The sequence below is a fragment of the Paludibacter sp. 221 genome (genome assembly GCF_010501035.1).
GTDB lineage: Bacteria > Bacteroidota > Bacteroidia > Bacteroidales > Paludibacteraceae > QVMH01.
Window position 1 is genome coordinate 1 of record NZ_QVMH01000018.1, and the last position, 15,242, is coordinate 15,242.

Here is a 15,242-nt window from a genome sequence, read left to right on the forward strand (position 1 = left end):
CCCCTGCTCCCGCAGGCTTGTAGCCTGTGGTTTGCTTGCAAGGCAATCATTTGAAATACCTTGCTCTTTTACCGAGCAAACCACGAAGTACAACTTCGCGGCAGCGGGGGGGGCGAATGCAAAGCAGTTGTTCCAATTAACTCTTCTCCCCAAAAAAGCTGTTTTTTCAAGTTTAATTAAAATTTCTATATATGTTCAAAAGCTGTTATTTCAGATGAATAACTTGTAATATCGGATTAGAATCCTCTGTTGAATTCATTATTAAAGAATATAATTCTTTGTCTATGTTTTTCTTAAATTCAGGTTCGTTTTCAATTAGTTCTAAATAGATATCGGGGGCAATGGAATTGAATAACGTATTTCTTGTTTCGGACTTTAAGAAACCCGCCGTAGGTAGTGGTAAATGCCCGGATAAGTACTTTATATTATGAGCTTTTCCTTCGGACTTTGAATAGATTATTAAATATATTGAATTTGCATTTATTACATTTAAAATAATGTTATGCATTGTTTCTTTATAAAATCTTATATAAGCAATTTTATCTAACAACTCTTGCGAGTTATTACTCAGTAATGTTTTTCCTTTATTGAATTTTACCTTGTCTTTCCCATTGAACGCAAATGAATATTTTTTTTCAAAAGAAGATTCGCTAAAATGATAAATAGCTCCTTCGACAATCGATAGGATACCGTAAGTATTCGAATCTAATTCAGAGAAAATAGATTCGTTTTCAGAAAATAGAGGATATTTACCCGAATATTCTAATAAATTTTTTTTTACAGTATAGTTTGCATCTAATAAATCGACTCCAAACTTGTTATTATCACCTAAATCGTTAGGTAAATTGGTTAGATAGTTTTCGTTATTTAAAGGAAAAATCGAATATGTGAATTTTTTTAATGTGAATGATTTGTCATAACTTCCGTCTTCTGTTTTATAATGAATAATTTGTTTTCTACGTATATCTAATATCTCTATGTTTTGTTTGTTTAAGCAAAAATCTTGTATGTGGATGTATTCTCCGGGGCCTTGCCCTACTTTATCAATAACGTACTTAAATAAACCATTTTGAGAGTTGAAAACAAAGATTCGTGATAGATTATCTTGTATATATAGGTTATTGTTATCCATCAAAATTTTTTTAATGTTGGATATCAAAGATTCTTTTTTTGTTTCTAATTTTATGTATTTAATACTGTCGATTACAGAATTATAATTTATTATTTCTTTTTCATTGAGTTTTACAATAATGTCATTTTCTTCTATGTTTTTTTTAGAACAGTTGAAAAAGGCAATAGATATAATAAGAGCGATGAAAAAATAATTTTTTTTCATGATGTATAAATTTTTAGAGTGAGGTGAGATTATCTCAGTTATTAACTAAAATAATCTCACGAAATAATTATCTTAATTGGTTACATACTTTATTGTCATCTTCTAAACTAAAATTGCATCCATTACGGTGATCACTTTTAATGCAACAAGTGTAAGGTGTTATTTCTGCTTCACCTTTGCCTCCGATGTCGGCTCCACTTGTACCAATAGAAAAATTTCCTCCGACTGTAATCTTTGTGACCTTGTTTAAAGTGCCTTTAGTATATCCCCAAGTATAATTTCCAGACTCATTTGAGTTAGAATTATTATGTCCCGTGTTTTCATTTGCAGCTAATGCTAATATGTTTTTTAATTTTATAACAGATATACTATTATTATTATTGCTAATATTCAAATGTATGTTTATTGCTATAATAAATATTACGGCAACAAATATTGCGATGATTATTTTTTTCATGTTTTATTAAGTATTTATTAACGTAATGATTTACATTTACTATCTTCTAAATTAAAATTGCAAGCATTCATTTGAACGGAAGGTACGCAACAATCATATGCCTTGCTAGTAGACTGAAGATACGAACCAGCAATCGAATGCATCCAAACAGAAGTAGTTTCATACAGTTTACCTAGTTTATATCCACCTCCATTTTCTTTATTTTCAGAAGGTTTTCCTCCACCACTACTCTCGCCGGCTAGTGCTTCCAAGTTTGCTAAGGCAATAACCGAAAGATTACTTTCTTTTTTCAGATTTAGATTCACATTAAATGCTGCAACCAGTGCAAATGCAAATACAGCGGTTGCGATGATTATTTTCTTTTTCATATGAAATTTTCTTTTTTCATTAAAATTTAATTCTTAATTAATTGTAACTCTGTGTGTATCATTTCAACAGAGGTTAAAACCCCGCAGGTTTTCAATAATTAGTCTGTATCTTTGCCGGTCACCTCCTTTCTTTTTTGGGAGGAAGCTCGGGGCGGAGCATTGTGCTTCTTTGTTGGGGAGACAACACGTTCCGCCCTTTTACTTCCATCGTTTTTTTTTACACTATTTATCATAAGTATTCGACACAATTTAATTTATATTATTTAGCTCACATAGGGCACATACGAAAGCACATGGAAACACAGTAGAAATTACATATAAGCTATGTGTACCTATGTGGGAACTAACTGAACCTATGTGGCAAAAAATAAAAGCTAATTAAGACCATGTACTTAGCTTTATTCATTAACTACCGCTGTCACCCTGCTCTCGTGTGCCAGGTTGATGTTCCCGTCGTAGATAATGCTGTCGCCCACTTGCAGCGAGTTGTCGGCAATTACATATCCATACGAGTTTTCGGCACCGGTTTCTACATATACCCAGTTGGCTTGCCCGTTTCTCAGCGTGAACACCACTTTCCGGTTGTTGCGCAGCACCAATGCCCCCTTGGGTATAACCAATTGCCGGTTCATTTTTTGCTGTATCAACACACGTACGTTCATCCCTTCGTAAAGCCGGTCGCTTGCCTGCAAAGACGCTTTTACGCGTACCATACCATTTTTATCCACTACGGGATTTATTTCGACAATGCGTCCGTCGGCTCCCCAATTGTTGATAGCATAAGGCGAGATACTTACAATATCGCCCCTCTGCACAAAAGGGAGCTCTACTTCCAGTACGTTGAAATCCACATCCAAGTGCCGGTTGTCTATAATAGTACAAAAAGCCTCGCCCGCATTAGGATAATTGTGCGTTTTCGAAAACAAATTAGCTACCACTCCCTGAAAAGGGGCGGTTAGTACCGCGTTTTTCAGGTTCAGTTCAGCTATACGCCGGTTAATTAGGCTTTGGTCGTAGTTGCTCCGTATCTTTGCCAGTGCCATAACATCGGCCGGGATAGAGGCCGAATCGCGAAGGATATATCCCTGCCCAATCAGCACATCCTGCAATTCGAGCTTTGCACGCTCAAAATTATCATTAGCCTGCAGCAAGCTGTTTTCAAGTTTCGTGCGGTCTAGCTCGGCTATCTTTTGCCCTTTGTTTACCTTGTCCCCATTTTTTACATAAATGGCAACTATCCGCTCCGAGGTCAGGAAACGCAGGTCAACCTTGTTGCGCGAACTGACGGTGCCGTTGGCTATCATGTCGTGCGTAAAATCCGAATATTCCAGGCGTACTACCTTCACCGGGGTCGATTTGTCTACCACTTCGCTCGGTTGTTTCTCTTTATCGGTAGCAAGTTTCTCTTTGCCGGCATTTCCGCACGCCAAAACAGATAAGGATATACCTAATAATAAAATCTTTTTTTTCATTGGATACCGTGTTTTCATAGCAACAATCTGATGTTTTTTTTTTAAAATTTTATTTGCCAAATAAATTTATGCCCTTGTAGAATCATTGTATTCATACATCCAAAGCTGCCACTTTTTACCTTTATGTACCTGCTTTTCAGAAAGAAACAGGAGTGGGCCGGAACCGGCATTCTTGTTTTAGCGAAGAAAAGTATATTTTATTTTTTTGTCTTTATACGTGTTGTTTTTGAAATAATTTAATATAACAACCGCTAATTTATTAAATTTTTACTTATTTGCAATATTGAAGGCAGATTAATTTAAATATATACAAATAAAATCAAGAGATAAATTAATTTTATATAGTTATTTTTTTAATGGAATTGTACTTTTGTAGCATTCAAGTTCATTTTTTTAAAAGCTCTTCCATTTCTGTTTTCATCTCCTCTATGGCCGGAGATGCTACTTTAGGACGTTTGCCGATAACAAACCGTGCTTTTTCTTGTGCCTTGGCGGTATCCCCTTTCTCTATATACAACTTAGCTAGCAGGTAGTGCGGGTAATGACGGTTGGGGATGATGTTCGACGATTTAATATATGCTGCTTCCGCCGGGTCGTACAATTTCAAATCCTGGTAATTCTGTCCCATGATGTTGTAAAGCATGGGGTCGCAACGTATTAGCGCAGCTTGTTTTAACGCCCCGTTGCTTTCTTCATATTTGCCGATATTGCGCAATACCCGTCCGTACTCAAACATGAAGTTGATTTGGTCGTTCAGATAAGGATATAACTGTGCATAACTTTTTTCTGCCTCCTTGTAATGCCCCATGCTATAAAGCATTTTCAGGTTGTTCCAATCCTTATATGCTTGGTATGTAGGGTAACGGTTGCAGAGGCATAAGCCTACAAGAAGCATGCTTGCCGGCAAGCAGATATACGTCAATCTGCTGTCTCTTTTCTTGTGAGCCATCTTTGGCGTTTCGGATATGCAATCGGCCAACACAAATACGAGTGCTATGACGAAGGGAAGTAAATTTAACGGATACGACATAAATGCAAAAATTAGCAAGGCTATCAGCGAACTTATAGCCGGTATATTTTTGCGTTTGTATCCGGAATATATGAACGAAAGAATTGCACCGCTGAATAATAAAAATGAAAAAACGCCTAGCTCAATACAAATTTGCAAGTATTCGTTAAAAGCATATTCGGGAGCTCCGGCAACAAACTCTTCCTGCTCCGTAGCTTCTCCTGAGGCAAAATATGCAGCTTGCTGCTCACCATAAATCCCCGAAAAATTGTTTAAGCCCACCCCAAGGGGATGAGATGGTATTGTGCGAAGCGATACTTTCCACATTAATGCCCGTCCATCGGCCGAGTCTTTTTTCAGATGATACATCCCGACACTGCCAATGCTACAACAAAGTGTTAAACATACGAAAATCAGTACCGCTTTCTTTTTGTGTTGCCTGATGTAGGTTTGCAATTTGTACTTTTTCGAAAAAAATGCAAGAGCAGCAATGATAACTCCTCCCGATGTGGCCAGCCATGAGGCGCGGCTCATGGTAGCAGGCAGTGTAAGTGATACAACCAGCACTGTTGCTACCGAGCTAAGCCAGCGCAGATAAAACAAGGTGAACCGGAGATTAGGTTTCCGTTTCAGAACCTTGTAATCGGCCAGAATATAGTAAAAAGCAATTGGTGTGATAAACGCCAGATAACCGGAGTATGGGCCGGGATTGAAAAACGAGCCCGTCAGCAAAAACAGATTGTGTTGTGATATGCGAAAACCATACAACTGCATCAAACCCCAAATGCCTTGTGCCAAGGCCGTACTTATCAGGAATAAAACCAGCCAGTAGCGATTAGGTTTATTAGCCGATAACACTATACGAAAATAAAAATATAGCACAAGGCACAATAATAATAATATCCACTTTGTATTGATTTGTCTGTTTGCATAGTACGACGAGCTTAGTGCTACGATTCCGAAAAACAATACAAGCACATCGGGCAGCTGCCAGTGTGCTTTTTTGTGATTAATAAAATAGATTACGACTACCGCTATTGATGATACTGCAATCCAGCCGTAAAACCAAAAGTATTTTCCGCTGACTACCGGATTGGCCAGTTCTGTGTTAACAATGAAAACAGTTGCCAGTACCATAAGAAATGGTATTAGCAAAATAAAATTCAGGGTATGTTTAAAAGTATTCTTGAGTTTCACAGTATTTTTTAGTTGGTTTTTAGTTTCTTATTTTGCTACTCCGCTTATCCTTAGTATGATGGGGGAGTTTTCGGTATTGCAGTATACTTTAATTGTTTTGTTGAAATATCCGCTTTGCCCAGGGGTAGTTTCTACTGTTATGCTGGTACTTTTGCCACATTCGATAGCTTGTTTTTCCCAGCTGGGAACGGCACAGCCGCAGGTGCTTTTTATGTCGTGGATAACCAGAGGAGCATTACCGGTATTTTTCAGCGTGAACACTATCTTCGATTTCATGCCTGCAACCAATACATCTGTTTCTATATTGCTGTTGTCGGGTTCGGCTGTAGTATTGCTGTCTCTTTTGTCGGGTTCAGCCTTGCCGCTTATAATCTGCTTGTACAGATTCCGGATGTTTGGGTTCAGCGAAGGATTGCCAATGGAGAGTACCTTGTTGTCGGCGTCGAGCAAGAAGCAGTGATAGCTCTGATTTTCCGGAAAGCTATTCAAATCATTTATCCTGTTCTCTATGTCGAGATAAACGGGATGTTCAAAACGATCGCGTTTCAAAATAAAAGTCAGTTCTTTTACGCTTTTGGGATGGAAGTAAAATAAATATTCTACTTTTCCGGGAAACAGAGTGTCAGTGTCATTCATGATATTTTTCCAATCGAAAAGTCGTAGTTTGCAACTTGTGCAACCAACCGAATCGGTATACAACAGTATTTTAAAAGGTTTGTTTGCAATGGTGCTTGTAACGCTATCTTGCAATATGTGTGTACAGGACACATTGTCGGGGAAGATAATTGTTTTTCCCATCCATTCGGTTACTGTTTTTTTTGCCTCCTCGTGTTGCGGATTTTTCTTTTGGCAGGCAATAAAGCATACAGCGAGAAGTAGCATGCTGATCAGAAATGTTTTTTTTCTCATAAGTTTATAAATTGTTGTGTTTTCGATAATTAGCATATGTTTTGTTTTTATTGTTTTATTTCCGTGTCTTTTTTTCGGAAGGAAGTAGGAGTGAGGTGTTATGCTTCTTTGATGGAGTGGTAACAAATTCCACCCTCTTTGTTTTTAGCCTGACTTTGTGTCCGGTTTGCGTTACCTCCGAAGTTTTTTATGTATAGGGTGTTATTTTATCTGTTTGAAAACTCTATTCCAGCGCATTTTTTTTGTATGTCCGTCTTTCGATTTCCATACGAAAGCAGCTTTTCCTACGATATGGTCTTCGGGCACTATTCCCCAGTAACGCGAATCTTGCGAATCGGAAACTAAATCGCCTGTCATAAAATAATAGTTGGTGTCGAAGCGATAGTGTGTCATGTGGATGCCATTCAGAAAGATACTGTCTTTTCGTATCTCCACTTCTCCTGCTGTTTCGTACTCAATCAGTCTTCTGTACAGGCTTATGTTTTGTGTGCCAATAGGTAGGCAGTCGCCTTTTTTGGGGATGTATAGTGGCCCGAAATTCAGCATTGTCCAGTTTAGTTTGGTGTCATACGGAAAAGAATAATATGATGATAAGTTTTCGGATGCAACCCATTGTTGCTGATTATGATAATGACCCAAGATACAAGTAGAGTTTTTTACCTTGTAAATACCGTTGTCGATGTAAAAAGTATCGCCCGGTATGGCGACACAGCGTTTTACATAGTAAGTATTCATATCAAAATTCAATCTGTTCCAATCGTAGTAAGGAAAGTTAAATACCAATACATCGTTTCGTTTGATATTCCTGATGCCTTTGCATCGGTATATATTGGGGCGTTTACCTGTTTCTATAAAGTTGAAGTCCTTAAATATCCGTGCTCCGGGAATGCTTTTGTTTACCATTATATGGTCGCCCGCCACAATAGTCGGCTCCATCGATGGGGTAGGGATTCTGAACGATGTGAAAAAGAATATCCTGAAAATAACGGCCAAAACGATTGCACCCACTATAAGCAGAGCAAAGTGGAGAATGTCTTTTCCGACATGTTTTTTTTTACTGAGAATATTTTTTTGTTCCATAAAGTGCTTTTTGCTGTTTTGAAGGGTTTGTGGAGGTTTTATGTATAGCTGTTTTATTTAACTTGCTGATTTGGTGGGCTGAGCCAAAAGAAAAAAATATGCTAAAAAGAGCGTAAAAAAGTTGTAGGGAGTTGTTGCCCCGAACCAATAAGAACGTTTTCAGTACAAAATAAAATAGGCTCTAGATATTGTCGAATATCCGTTCGGCTTCTTGTGTGCCCATAAATACCTGTTGTCCATCGATGTAGAAAAAAGGACGTTCTTCTCTTCCGCGTGTGTGGTTTTTCAGCCATAATAAAGTGCCTTTAGGTATTTCGCTAAAATTCAACATGCTTTCCTCTGCTTTTCTTCTTCCCATCGAAGCCCATTGCATGCCGTTCCAGTAAAATAGTTCATACGTGTCGCCAAGGCGGATGTTGTTGTCGTCGTTTCGGAAAATGTATCTGATTTCGTTCACTTGTACCTTTTTGCCGAAGTCGATACCTGCCCATGTTCCATCACCTTCAATGGCATCATAAAAAGTTAAAGGGTCGCCATCGAATACAGCTTCTTTTTTATTGTCAACTTTATTTTTGTAGGAGCCGGAAGTTCCTATTATTTCGCCGCTTAAGAGCTTGCCTTCCGAATCAATAAGTTTTATTTCGGCCATGTTGCAATGTCCTTTTGGAGCTGATAAATAACGAAAATAACGATACTTCCTTTGTGTCGGGATTTTTATGCTATGCCAGTTCATATCGGCTTCAGTTGTAATGGTGGCAAATGTTACTGCATTTTTAAATAGGGGATTGTCCGAGGCTTGAAACTTTCCTCCTATAATGCGTTTCTGATAACGCTTGAAACTTGGATTGAGCGGATATTTTCGGTTTACACACAAGTTCTGTTTGCTGTAGTTGTTTATCTGTATGGAGGTAAACTTGTTATTGTTGTTTACTACGCCGGGATTTGTTATCGGTAGCACTTGTCCACCGATATAATAAGCGGGTAAATATAGTAGGTTTTTTTCTACATACTCGAATGTGAATTTGTTATCATTGTATATCGTCCAGGCTATAGGCACCCAGCCATTGCTGCCAAATGTGCATAAATAGAGAATGGAGTCTTGTAGCGCATCCAGTTTACAGTCAATAACAATCGAATCGCTGTGGAAATAATGTTCCGATACGTCTTTTACAAACAGGTTGTTTAGTAAATAGGGAAGTTGTTTTTCTAAGCGTGTAACGATTGGAAGTGATTTTTCTTGTATGCCGAAATGTTTTCGGTAGACGCGCCCACGTAAGGGTTTTTCTTTTTTAGGTATTCTGGGAGAGGTCGAGTTTACTGAGTATTCCCATGTATTGCCTAAAGTGTCGAAAACAAAGTTCCAGTAGTGCCCAGGCAGGTTATATGGGTGTTGTAAATAATAATCAATCCCTCCGGGTATACCCAGCGCGCGGCTTATGTATACTGCATAGTTAGCAAATTCGGAACAGTCACCTACCGGTTTGTCTAAAAGGCATAACGCATCGGCATATACATAAAGGTGTGGCTTGTACCAATAATATGCCCACTCTTTGCTGCTTATCGTGTCGAACAATATTTGGGCTGCTTCCAGCGGATCCCTTTTATTTGTAAGTAAAGAGTCTAATATGGGGTTGAATGTGTTGTAATACTTCTCGCGCCACTCCACTAGGGGTTCGTTGTTTATCCTGTATGGGAGGATAAATTCGCAAAAATCATCAAAATCAAAAAAAGTATTCCATTCCCTATTTTCCCATACTTTAAACGCACACTCTATATTGTTAATCAAATAGGTAGATGTAATGAGATGTGAGTCGTGTATTTTCTCGTATTCATTAGTATTTAGTTTTCCATATTTTTTTTCTAATATGCCAATTGCTTCTTCGGCAGAACAATGGTTCTCGACTGTTGTATCATACAATTCCTGCTGAAAAATTTGTAGCTTTTCGTTCTTATAAGAATAGTAGAAAGGCATATTTTCGATCAGGAAACATGCTGCTTTGTACTTTAAACTATCTTGTGGGTTTTTTGAGTAGTGTTTCAAAACTAGCTCCAGCTCGCTTCGGTTATTGCCTGCAAATTGCAGAGATTGTTCCAGTAGCGAGGGGTTTTGTTGACATGAAAATAGAGTTAAATTAAAAACAATTAGCAATAGGGTATTTCTCATGGTTTGCTGTAATAAAAGGTTCGTTATGCAAATAAAACAAAATAAATTAACATAATTGTAAAAATGAAGATTTAAATTCTATATTTTTTAAATAAAATTCAAATATTCAGGAGCATGGTATGATAGATATTCTTTCGGAATAATTTATTCATGCAAACCGTGAGTTTTCCTCTCCTTTTATCGTATCTTTGCATACATAAAAAATGGTGTGTAATTCAGCACTGAAATGAAAAATAGTAAAACTCCCGGACACATTGCACTATTGGTTGCAAATGTCATTTTCGGGTTTAATACCCCGATTTCCCGCTCCCTTATCCCTGATACGCTCGACCCCTTTGTGCTTACTTTTTTCAGAATGTCGGGTGCTATGGTTCTGTTCTGGACTGTATCGTTGTTTACAAAAAAGGAGCATGTGCCTGCAAAAGATATTATGCTGCTTTTCTTTGCTTCTATCTTTGCGCTGGTGCTCAATCAGATGCCTTTTATTGCCGGATTATCGATGACTTCGCCCATTGATGCTTCCATTGTGATTACGCTGCTCCCCATTGTTAGCATGTTTTTGGCGGCAATTATTATTAAGGAGCCTATAACCCTGAAAAAAGTGCTTGGCGTGGTAATCGGGGCGTCGGGTGCCTTGTTGCTGATTCTGAATCATGCCAGTGCAGATACAGGCGGACGTAGCATGTGGGGCAATCTTATAATCTTGGGTGGTGTTATTTCCTATTCGCTATATCTCACCTTGTTCAAAGGGCTTATTTCCCGTTATTCTCCGGTAACGTTGATGAAATGGATGTTTCTTTTTGCTACCGTCCTATGCTTGCCTGTGTGTTACCGTTCCATTGCAGCTACCGACTTTGCTTCGCTACCGGCAAATGTATATCTCAGAATAGGGTATGTGGTTGTTTTTGCTACGTTTATCACCTATATGCTTATACCTATCGGGCAAAAGGTGCTGCGCCCTACCACTATCAGTATGTACAATTATGTGCAACCCATAGTTGCTGCCCTTGTTGCTGTGGCTTTGGGGCTGGATACCTTTGGGTGGGATAAAGTGTTGTCGGGAGTTTTGGTGTTTACCGGCGTGTATTTCGTAACGGTAAGTAAGTCGAAAGCGCAGTTGGATGCCGAAAAAGCGAATAAAACTATTAAAGGCGAAAAATAGAATATAAGAACTTGTTTAGGTTAAAGTTATAAGTATTGTTTTTAATTGTCAGAAAATAAGACTTGTAACTAATCACTTGTAACTGCTTTGTTATGACCGAAAAAGAAAAGGTAGCCAAAGGCTTGATATATAATCCTAATTGCGATGCCGTACTGCAAGAAGAAATGAAGCAGGCACGGATAAAGACGTATGAATATAACCTGTTGTCGCCCGAAAAAGAGGACGAGAAAAAATCCTTGCTGAAAGGTTTGTTGGGTAAGGTGGGCGAGAATTATACTTTTATTTCTCCGTTTTACTGCGATTACGGGTATAACATCGAAATTGGCGAAAACTTTTTTGCCAATATGAATTTCGTTGTTCTTGATGGGGCTAAGGTACAGATTGGCGATAATGTATTTATTGCTCCTAATGTGGGTATTTATACGGCTGGGCATCCGCTCGACGCTAAGCAACGCCGCGAGGGTCTGGAATATGCCAAGCCTGTGACTATCGGGAATGATGTTTGGATTGGAGCGAATGTAACTATATTACCAGGTGTGACAATAGGCGATAACAGTGTAATAGGTGCGGGGAGCGTAGTTACAAAAGATATTCCGGCAAACTCTTTGGCTGTAGGCAATCCTTGCAGGGTGATACGGCAGATAGGGAATGAAGCGGAATAATAAATTATAATGTACGCTTTATAGCCACATAGTTTATAAGTGTTTTAAATACTGGTTACTCAGTACATGACAAAAAATATTGAATGTTTCTTCAATCTGTTATAGGTACTCTTTTGACCTTGTCCGGTGAGCCGAAAAATAAGAGCAGTCGGCGTTAAAAAATCTTCCCTGTTTGAGCGACGTGAGGAGTGAGTTTGGAAGATTTTAGCCGACAAACGCTAATTTTTCGTGCGAAGCGGGCATAGTCTTGATTTTTTGTTCCTTTTGCATCAAGGCAAAAGGAAGTTGATAATTTAAATAAAATCATTTAATGTCAGCAATTTATTGATTGCTATTCAGTTTTTTGTCATGTACTAAATACTGATTAATAGACGGGGAATGTTATTTTTTGCTTAATTTTGCATGTTCAAATCATGAGTGTAAAAACTCTCATGATAAGAAACAATGGAAAAATAAGCTCCGTAGGAGCAATAGTTTGGTAATAATTGTTGTAATAAGAATAGCTCGTGCCGTAGGTACGAGACCGACACTATAAGTAGCGTACCCACGGCACGCTGGGCTGAAATAATGATTGTCATTACCAAACTATCGTCCCTATGGGACTGATAAAAGCAAATTTGGTGAGTGTTAATTATTTAAATATAAAACATCTATTACATGTCGAAGATAAAAGTAGGAGTTATCGGGGGGGCAGGCTATACTGCCGGAGAGTTGTTGCGGATTCTGGTTTTTCATCCGCAGGTCGAAATTGTGTTTGTAAACAGCAGCAGCAACGCCGGCAATAAGATAGCGGATATACATAGCGGGTTGGTAGGCGATACCGATTTGGTGTTTACATCCGAACTGCCGTTCGAGAAGGTGGATGCGCTTTTTCTTTGCTCGGCACACGGCGATAGCCGTAAGTTTATGGAAGCAAACAATGTGCCCCGGCATATTAAGATTATCGACCTTTCGACCGATTATCGTGCAAAGAGCCCGGAACATGATTTTGTTTACGGCTTGCCGGAGTTGAATCGCGATGAGATAAAAAAAGCCTCGCGCATTGCAAACCCCGGATGTTTTGCTACAGCTATTCAGGTAGCTTTATTGCCGTTGGCATCGAAGGGGCTTTTGACTGACGAGGTGCATATCAATGCCATTACAGGCTCTACGGGTGCAGGGGTAAAACCTTCGTCTACATCGCATTTTAGCTGGCGCAACAATAATATATCGGTTTACAAGGCATTCGGGCATCAGCATTTGCAGGAGATAGGGCAATCGGTACGCCAGTTGCAACCCGGTTTTGAAAAGCCGATTAATTTTATTCCTGTGCGTGGCGATTTTGCACGGGGGATTTTTGTAACGGCTTATACACGTTGCTCCATGAGCTTGGAAGAGGCTTATGAGCTATATCACGGTTTTTATAAAGATAGCGCATTTACATTTGTTGTAGATGAAAATCCGGATATGAAACAGGTAGTGAATACAAACAAAGCCATTGTGTATCTGGAAAAGCACGATGATAAATTGTTCATCATTTCAGCCATCGACAATTTGCTGAAAGGGGCTTCGGGACAGGCAGTGCAGAATATGAACCTGATGTTTGGATTGGATGAAAAAACGGGCTTGAACCTGAAATCAATCGGATTTTAGGAAAGTAGACAAGCTCTTACATTTTTTGTGGTAAAATAATTTTTTCTCTTGCTTGATATTGAAAAATCAGTTACCTTTGTACCGTGATTTTTTCATAGTATTAGATTTAAGGTTAATTAAGATTGGTAGTCTGTTTGGGCTACCTTTCTCTTTTTTAGGCAGTATACATATTGAATGTGATAATGATATGACAAAAAAGGAGGTTCTTGAAAGAGCCTCCTTTTTTGTTGTTTTCGGGAATACAGTTAATATCCTAATATCTTAAGCATCGATTTGTAACTTTGCTCTTTGGCAAATAGTTTGGTAAAGTATTCGCCATCCTCGTCGCGGTCTATAATTACCAGTTTGGGGCCGGGTATCAGGCAGTGTTGTATGCCTCCGAATCCGCTAAGTGATTCCTGATAAGCTCCCATGTGGAAAAAACCGATGTATTGTTCCCTTCCCTCCTGCATTTTGGGTAAAAATACGGCATTTGAGTGTACTTCGGCATTGTAAAAATCCTCGCTGTCGCAGGTCAGCCCGCCGAGGTTTACACGTTCGTACTCCGAGTCCCAGTTGTTGATTGCCAAAAATACATAACGTTGGTTGATTGCCCATGTATCGGGCAATGTAGTCATAAACGAGCTGTCAATCATGTTCCAAAGCTCGCGGTCGTTTTGCTTCTTTTGGTTTACAATAGAGTAAAGCATTGCGCCGCTTTCGCCTACGGTGTACGACCCGAATTCGGTAAAAATATGAGGGTCGGGCACTCCGTTTTGCGAACAGATGTTTTTTATCTGTGCTACTATCTCTTCAGCCATGTATTCATAGTCGTACATCATATCCAAGTGCGACTGGATGGGGAATCCGCCTCCTATATTCAGGCTGTCGAGTTCGGGACATATTTTCTTTAGTTCGCAGTAAAGGTTTACCGCTTTGTTAAGCTCGTTCCAATAGTAAGCGGTGTCTTTTATCCCTGTGTTGATAAAGAAGTGAAGCATCTTAAGTTCCACCTGCGGGTTGTTTGCAATCTTATCAATATAGTAGGGGATGATGTCGTTGTATCGTACTCCTAAGCGCGATGTGTAGAAGTCAAACTTGGGTTCCTCTTCCGATGCGATGCGGATACCAACTTTAAACTTCTCTTTGAAATCGTTCATAAGCAAGTCCAATTCGAACTTATTGTCCAATATAGGAATTACGTTATGAAATCCTTTGCTTATTATGTTTTGAATGTTTTCGACATATTGAGGGCGTTTGAATCCGTTACATACCACAAATATGTCTTTGGTTATTGTACCTTGTTCGAAAAGAGTTTCGATGATATTTATATCAAAGGCCGAAGAAGTTTCTATGTGTACATCGTGCTTGAGTACCTCCTCCATTATAAATGAAAAATGCGAACTCTTGGTGCAATAGCAATAATGATAGTCGCCGGTATAATCTACTTTGGCCATTGCTACATTGAACATACGCCTTGCCCGTTGTATGTTCTGGGCTATCTTGGGCAGGTATGTAATACGTAGTGGCGTGCCGTATTGCTTTATTATATCCATGATAGGAACATCAAACCAATGAAGCTCGTTTTCGATGACATTGAACTCTTCATTGGGAAATTCGAAAGACTGCTGTTGCAAATCAATGTACTTGTTTTTCATTTTCTGTTTTTTAATTTGGTTTTAAAAATAAAAATCCAAGTTAGTTACTTTGGGTGAAATAAACAAATGTAAGTTACTTAAACTTTCTTTTCTGCGGCGAAAAGTGTGCAAAAGTAATATTAAAATTGATATTAATGGCGTGTTTGAATTGTTTTAT

General features: G+C 38.7%; 12 protein-coding genes. 3 read left to right on the forward strand and 9 right to left on the reverse strand.

All coding sequences use genetic code 11. The annotated features are described in order from the left end of the window. Positions 1–205: 205 nt before the first annotated feature. From D0T49_RS05770 to D0T49_RS05805, 8 genes are all read right to left on the reverse strand, one after another. Positions 206–1,336: a 6-bladed beta-propeller gene (locus D0T49_RS05770; RefSeq protein ID WP_163629645.1), complete on the reverse strand. Its 1,131-nt coding sequence runs from the start codon at positions 1,334–1,336 to the stop codon at positions 206–208. 67 nt (positions 1,337–1,403) lie between these two features. Beyond that, positions 1,404–1,793 (reverse strand): hypothetical protein, encoded by a 390-nt coding sequence (locus D0T49_RS05775; RefSeq protein WP_163629646.1) that lies wholly within the window; start codon positions 1,791–1,793, stop codon positions 1,404–1,406. A 17-nt stretch (positions 1,794–1,810) separates the two neighbouring features. Then, entirely contained in the window at positions 1,811–2,161 is a 351-nt protein-coding gene (locus tag D0T49_RS05780) for an NVEALA domain-containing protein (protein ID WP_163629647.1), read from the reverse strand. A 398-nt stretch (positions 2,162–2,559) separates the two neighbouring features. After that, positions 2,560–3,633, reverse strand: coding sequence for an efflux RND transporter periplasmic adaptor subunit (locus D0T49_RS05785; RefSeq protein WP_163629648.1), 1,074 nt, complete (start codon positions 3,631–3,633; stop codon positions 2,560–2,562). Positions 3,634–4,018: 385 nt separating this feature from the next. Beyond that, positions 4,019–5,779: an O-antigen ligase family protein gene (locus D0T49_RS05790; protein ID WP_163629649.1), complete on the reverse strand. Its 1,761-nt coding sequence runs from the start codon at positions 5,777–5,779 to the stop codon at positions 4,019–4,021. An 87-nt stretch (positions 5,780–5,866) separates the two neighbouring features. Further along, positions 5,867–6,748 carry a DUF1573 domain-containing protein gene (locus D0T49_RS05795; RefSeq protein ID WP_163629650.1) on the reverse strand — a complete coding sequence of 294 codons (882 nt, stop codon included), beginning with the start codon at positions 6,746–6,748 and terminating at the stop codon, positions 5,867–5,869. Positions 6,749–6,949: 201 nt separating this feature from the next. Continuing rightward, complete coding sequence (gene lepB / locus D0T49_RS05800; RefSeq protein ID WP_163629651.1) at positions 6,950–7,828, reverse strand: signal peptidase I; 879 nt, start codon at positions 7,826–7,828, stop codon at positions 6,950–6,952. A 181-nt stretch (positions 7,829–8,009) separates the two neighbouring features. Then, complete coding sequence (locus D0T49_RS05805) at positions 8,010–9,800, reverse strand: transglutaminase domain-containing protein (RefSeq protein WP_163629652.1); 1,791 nt, start codon at positions 9,798–9,800, stop codon at positions 8,010–8,012. Positions 9,801–10,218: 418 nt separating this feature from the next. On the opposite strand from D0T49_RS05805, the gene D0T49_RS05810 reads away from it, so the two are divergent. From D0T49_RS05810 to argC, 3 genes are all read left to right on the forward strand, one after another. Then, entirely contained in the window at positions 10,219–11,154 is a 936-nt protein-coding gene (locus D0T49_RS05810) for a DMT family transporter (protein WP_163629653.1), read from the forward strand. 92 nt (positions 11,155–11,246) lie between these two features. Beyond that, positions 11,247–11,816, forward strand: a complete 570-nt coding sequence (locus D0T49_RS05815) for a sugar O-acetyltransferase (protein WP_163629654.1) — start codon at positions 11,247–11,249, stop codon at positions 11,814–11,816. Positions 11,817–12,473: 657 nt separating this feature from the next. Further along, complete coding sequence (gene argC / locus D0T49_RS05820; protein ID WP_163629655.1) at positions 12,474–13,448, forward strand: N-acetyl-gamma-glutamyl-phosphate reductase; 975 nt, start codon at positions 12,474–12,476, stop codon at positions 13,446–13,448. Between the two features lie 245 nt (positions 13,449–13,693). On the opposite strand, the gene D0T49_RS05825 is transcribed toward argC, so the two are convergent. Beyond that, a complete protein-coding gene (locus D0T49_RS05825; protein ID WP_163629656.1) occupies positions 13,694–15,085 on the reverse strand; it encodes an arginine decarboxylase in 1,392 nt (463 codons plus the stop codon). Positions 15,086–15,242 lie beyond the last annotated feature (157 nt).

What these genes read in the sequence shown, in the direction of transcription:
- D0T49_RS05805 (WP_163629652.1), bottom strand. Translation starts at nt 9,800, where the DNA reads ATGCCTTTCTACTATTCTTATAAGAACGAAAAGCTACAAATTTTTCAG.
- lepB (WP_163629651.1), bottom strand. Translation starts at nt 7,828, where the DNA reads ATGGAACAAAAAAATATTCTCAGTAAAAAAAAACATGTCGGAAAAGAC.
- D0T49_RS05790 (WP_163629649.1), bottom strand. Translation starts at nt 5,779, where the DNA reads ATGGTACTGGCAACTGTTTTCATTGTTAACACAGAACTGGCCAATCCG.
- D0T49_RS05810 (WP_163629653.1), top strand. Translation starts at nt 10,219, where the DNA reads ATGAAAAATAGTAAAACTCCCGGACACATTGCACTATTGGTTGCAAAT.
- D0T49_RS05795 (WP_163629650.1), bottom strand. Translation starts at nt 6,748, where the DNA reads ATGAGAAAAAAAACATTTCTGATCAGCATGCTACTTCTCGCTGTATGC.
- D0T49_RS05770 (WP_163629645.1), bottom strand. Translation starts at nt 1,336, where the DNA reads ATGAAAAAAAATTATTTTTTCATCGCTCTTATTATATCTATTGCCTTT.
- D0T49_RS05775 (WP_163629646.1), bottom strand. Translation starts at nt 1,793, where the DNA reads ATGAAAAAAATAATCATCGCAATATTTGTTGCCGTAATATTTATTATA.
- D0T49_RS05825 (WP_163629656.1), bottom strand. Translation starts at nt 15,085, where the DNA reads ATGAAAAACAAGTACATTGATTTGCAACAGCAGTCTTTCGAATTTCCC.
- D0T49_RS05780 (WP_163629647.1), bottom strand. Translation starts at nt 2,161, where the DNA reads ATGAAAAAGAAAATAATCATCGCAACCGCTGTATTTGCATTTGCACTG.
- D0T49_RS05785 (WP_163629648.1), bottom strand. Translation starts at nt 3,633, where the DNA reads ATGAAAAAAAAGATTTTATTATTAGGTATATCCTTATCTGTTTTGGCG.
- argC (WP_163629655.1), top strand. Translation starts at nt 12,474, where the DNA reads ATGTCGAAGATAAAAGTAGGAGTTATCGGGGGGGCAGGCTATACTGCC.
- D0T49_RS05815 (WP_163629654.1), top strand. Translation starts at nt 11,247, where the DNA reads ATGACCGAAAAAGAAAAGGTAGCCAAAGGCTTGATATATAATCCTAAT.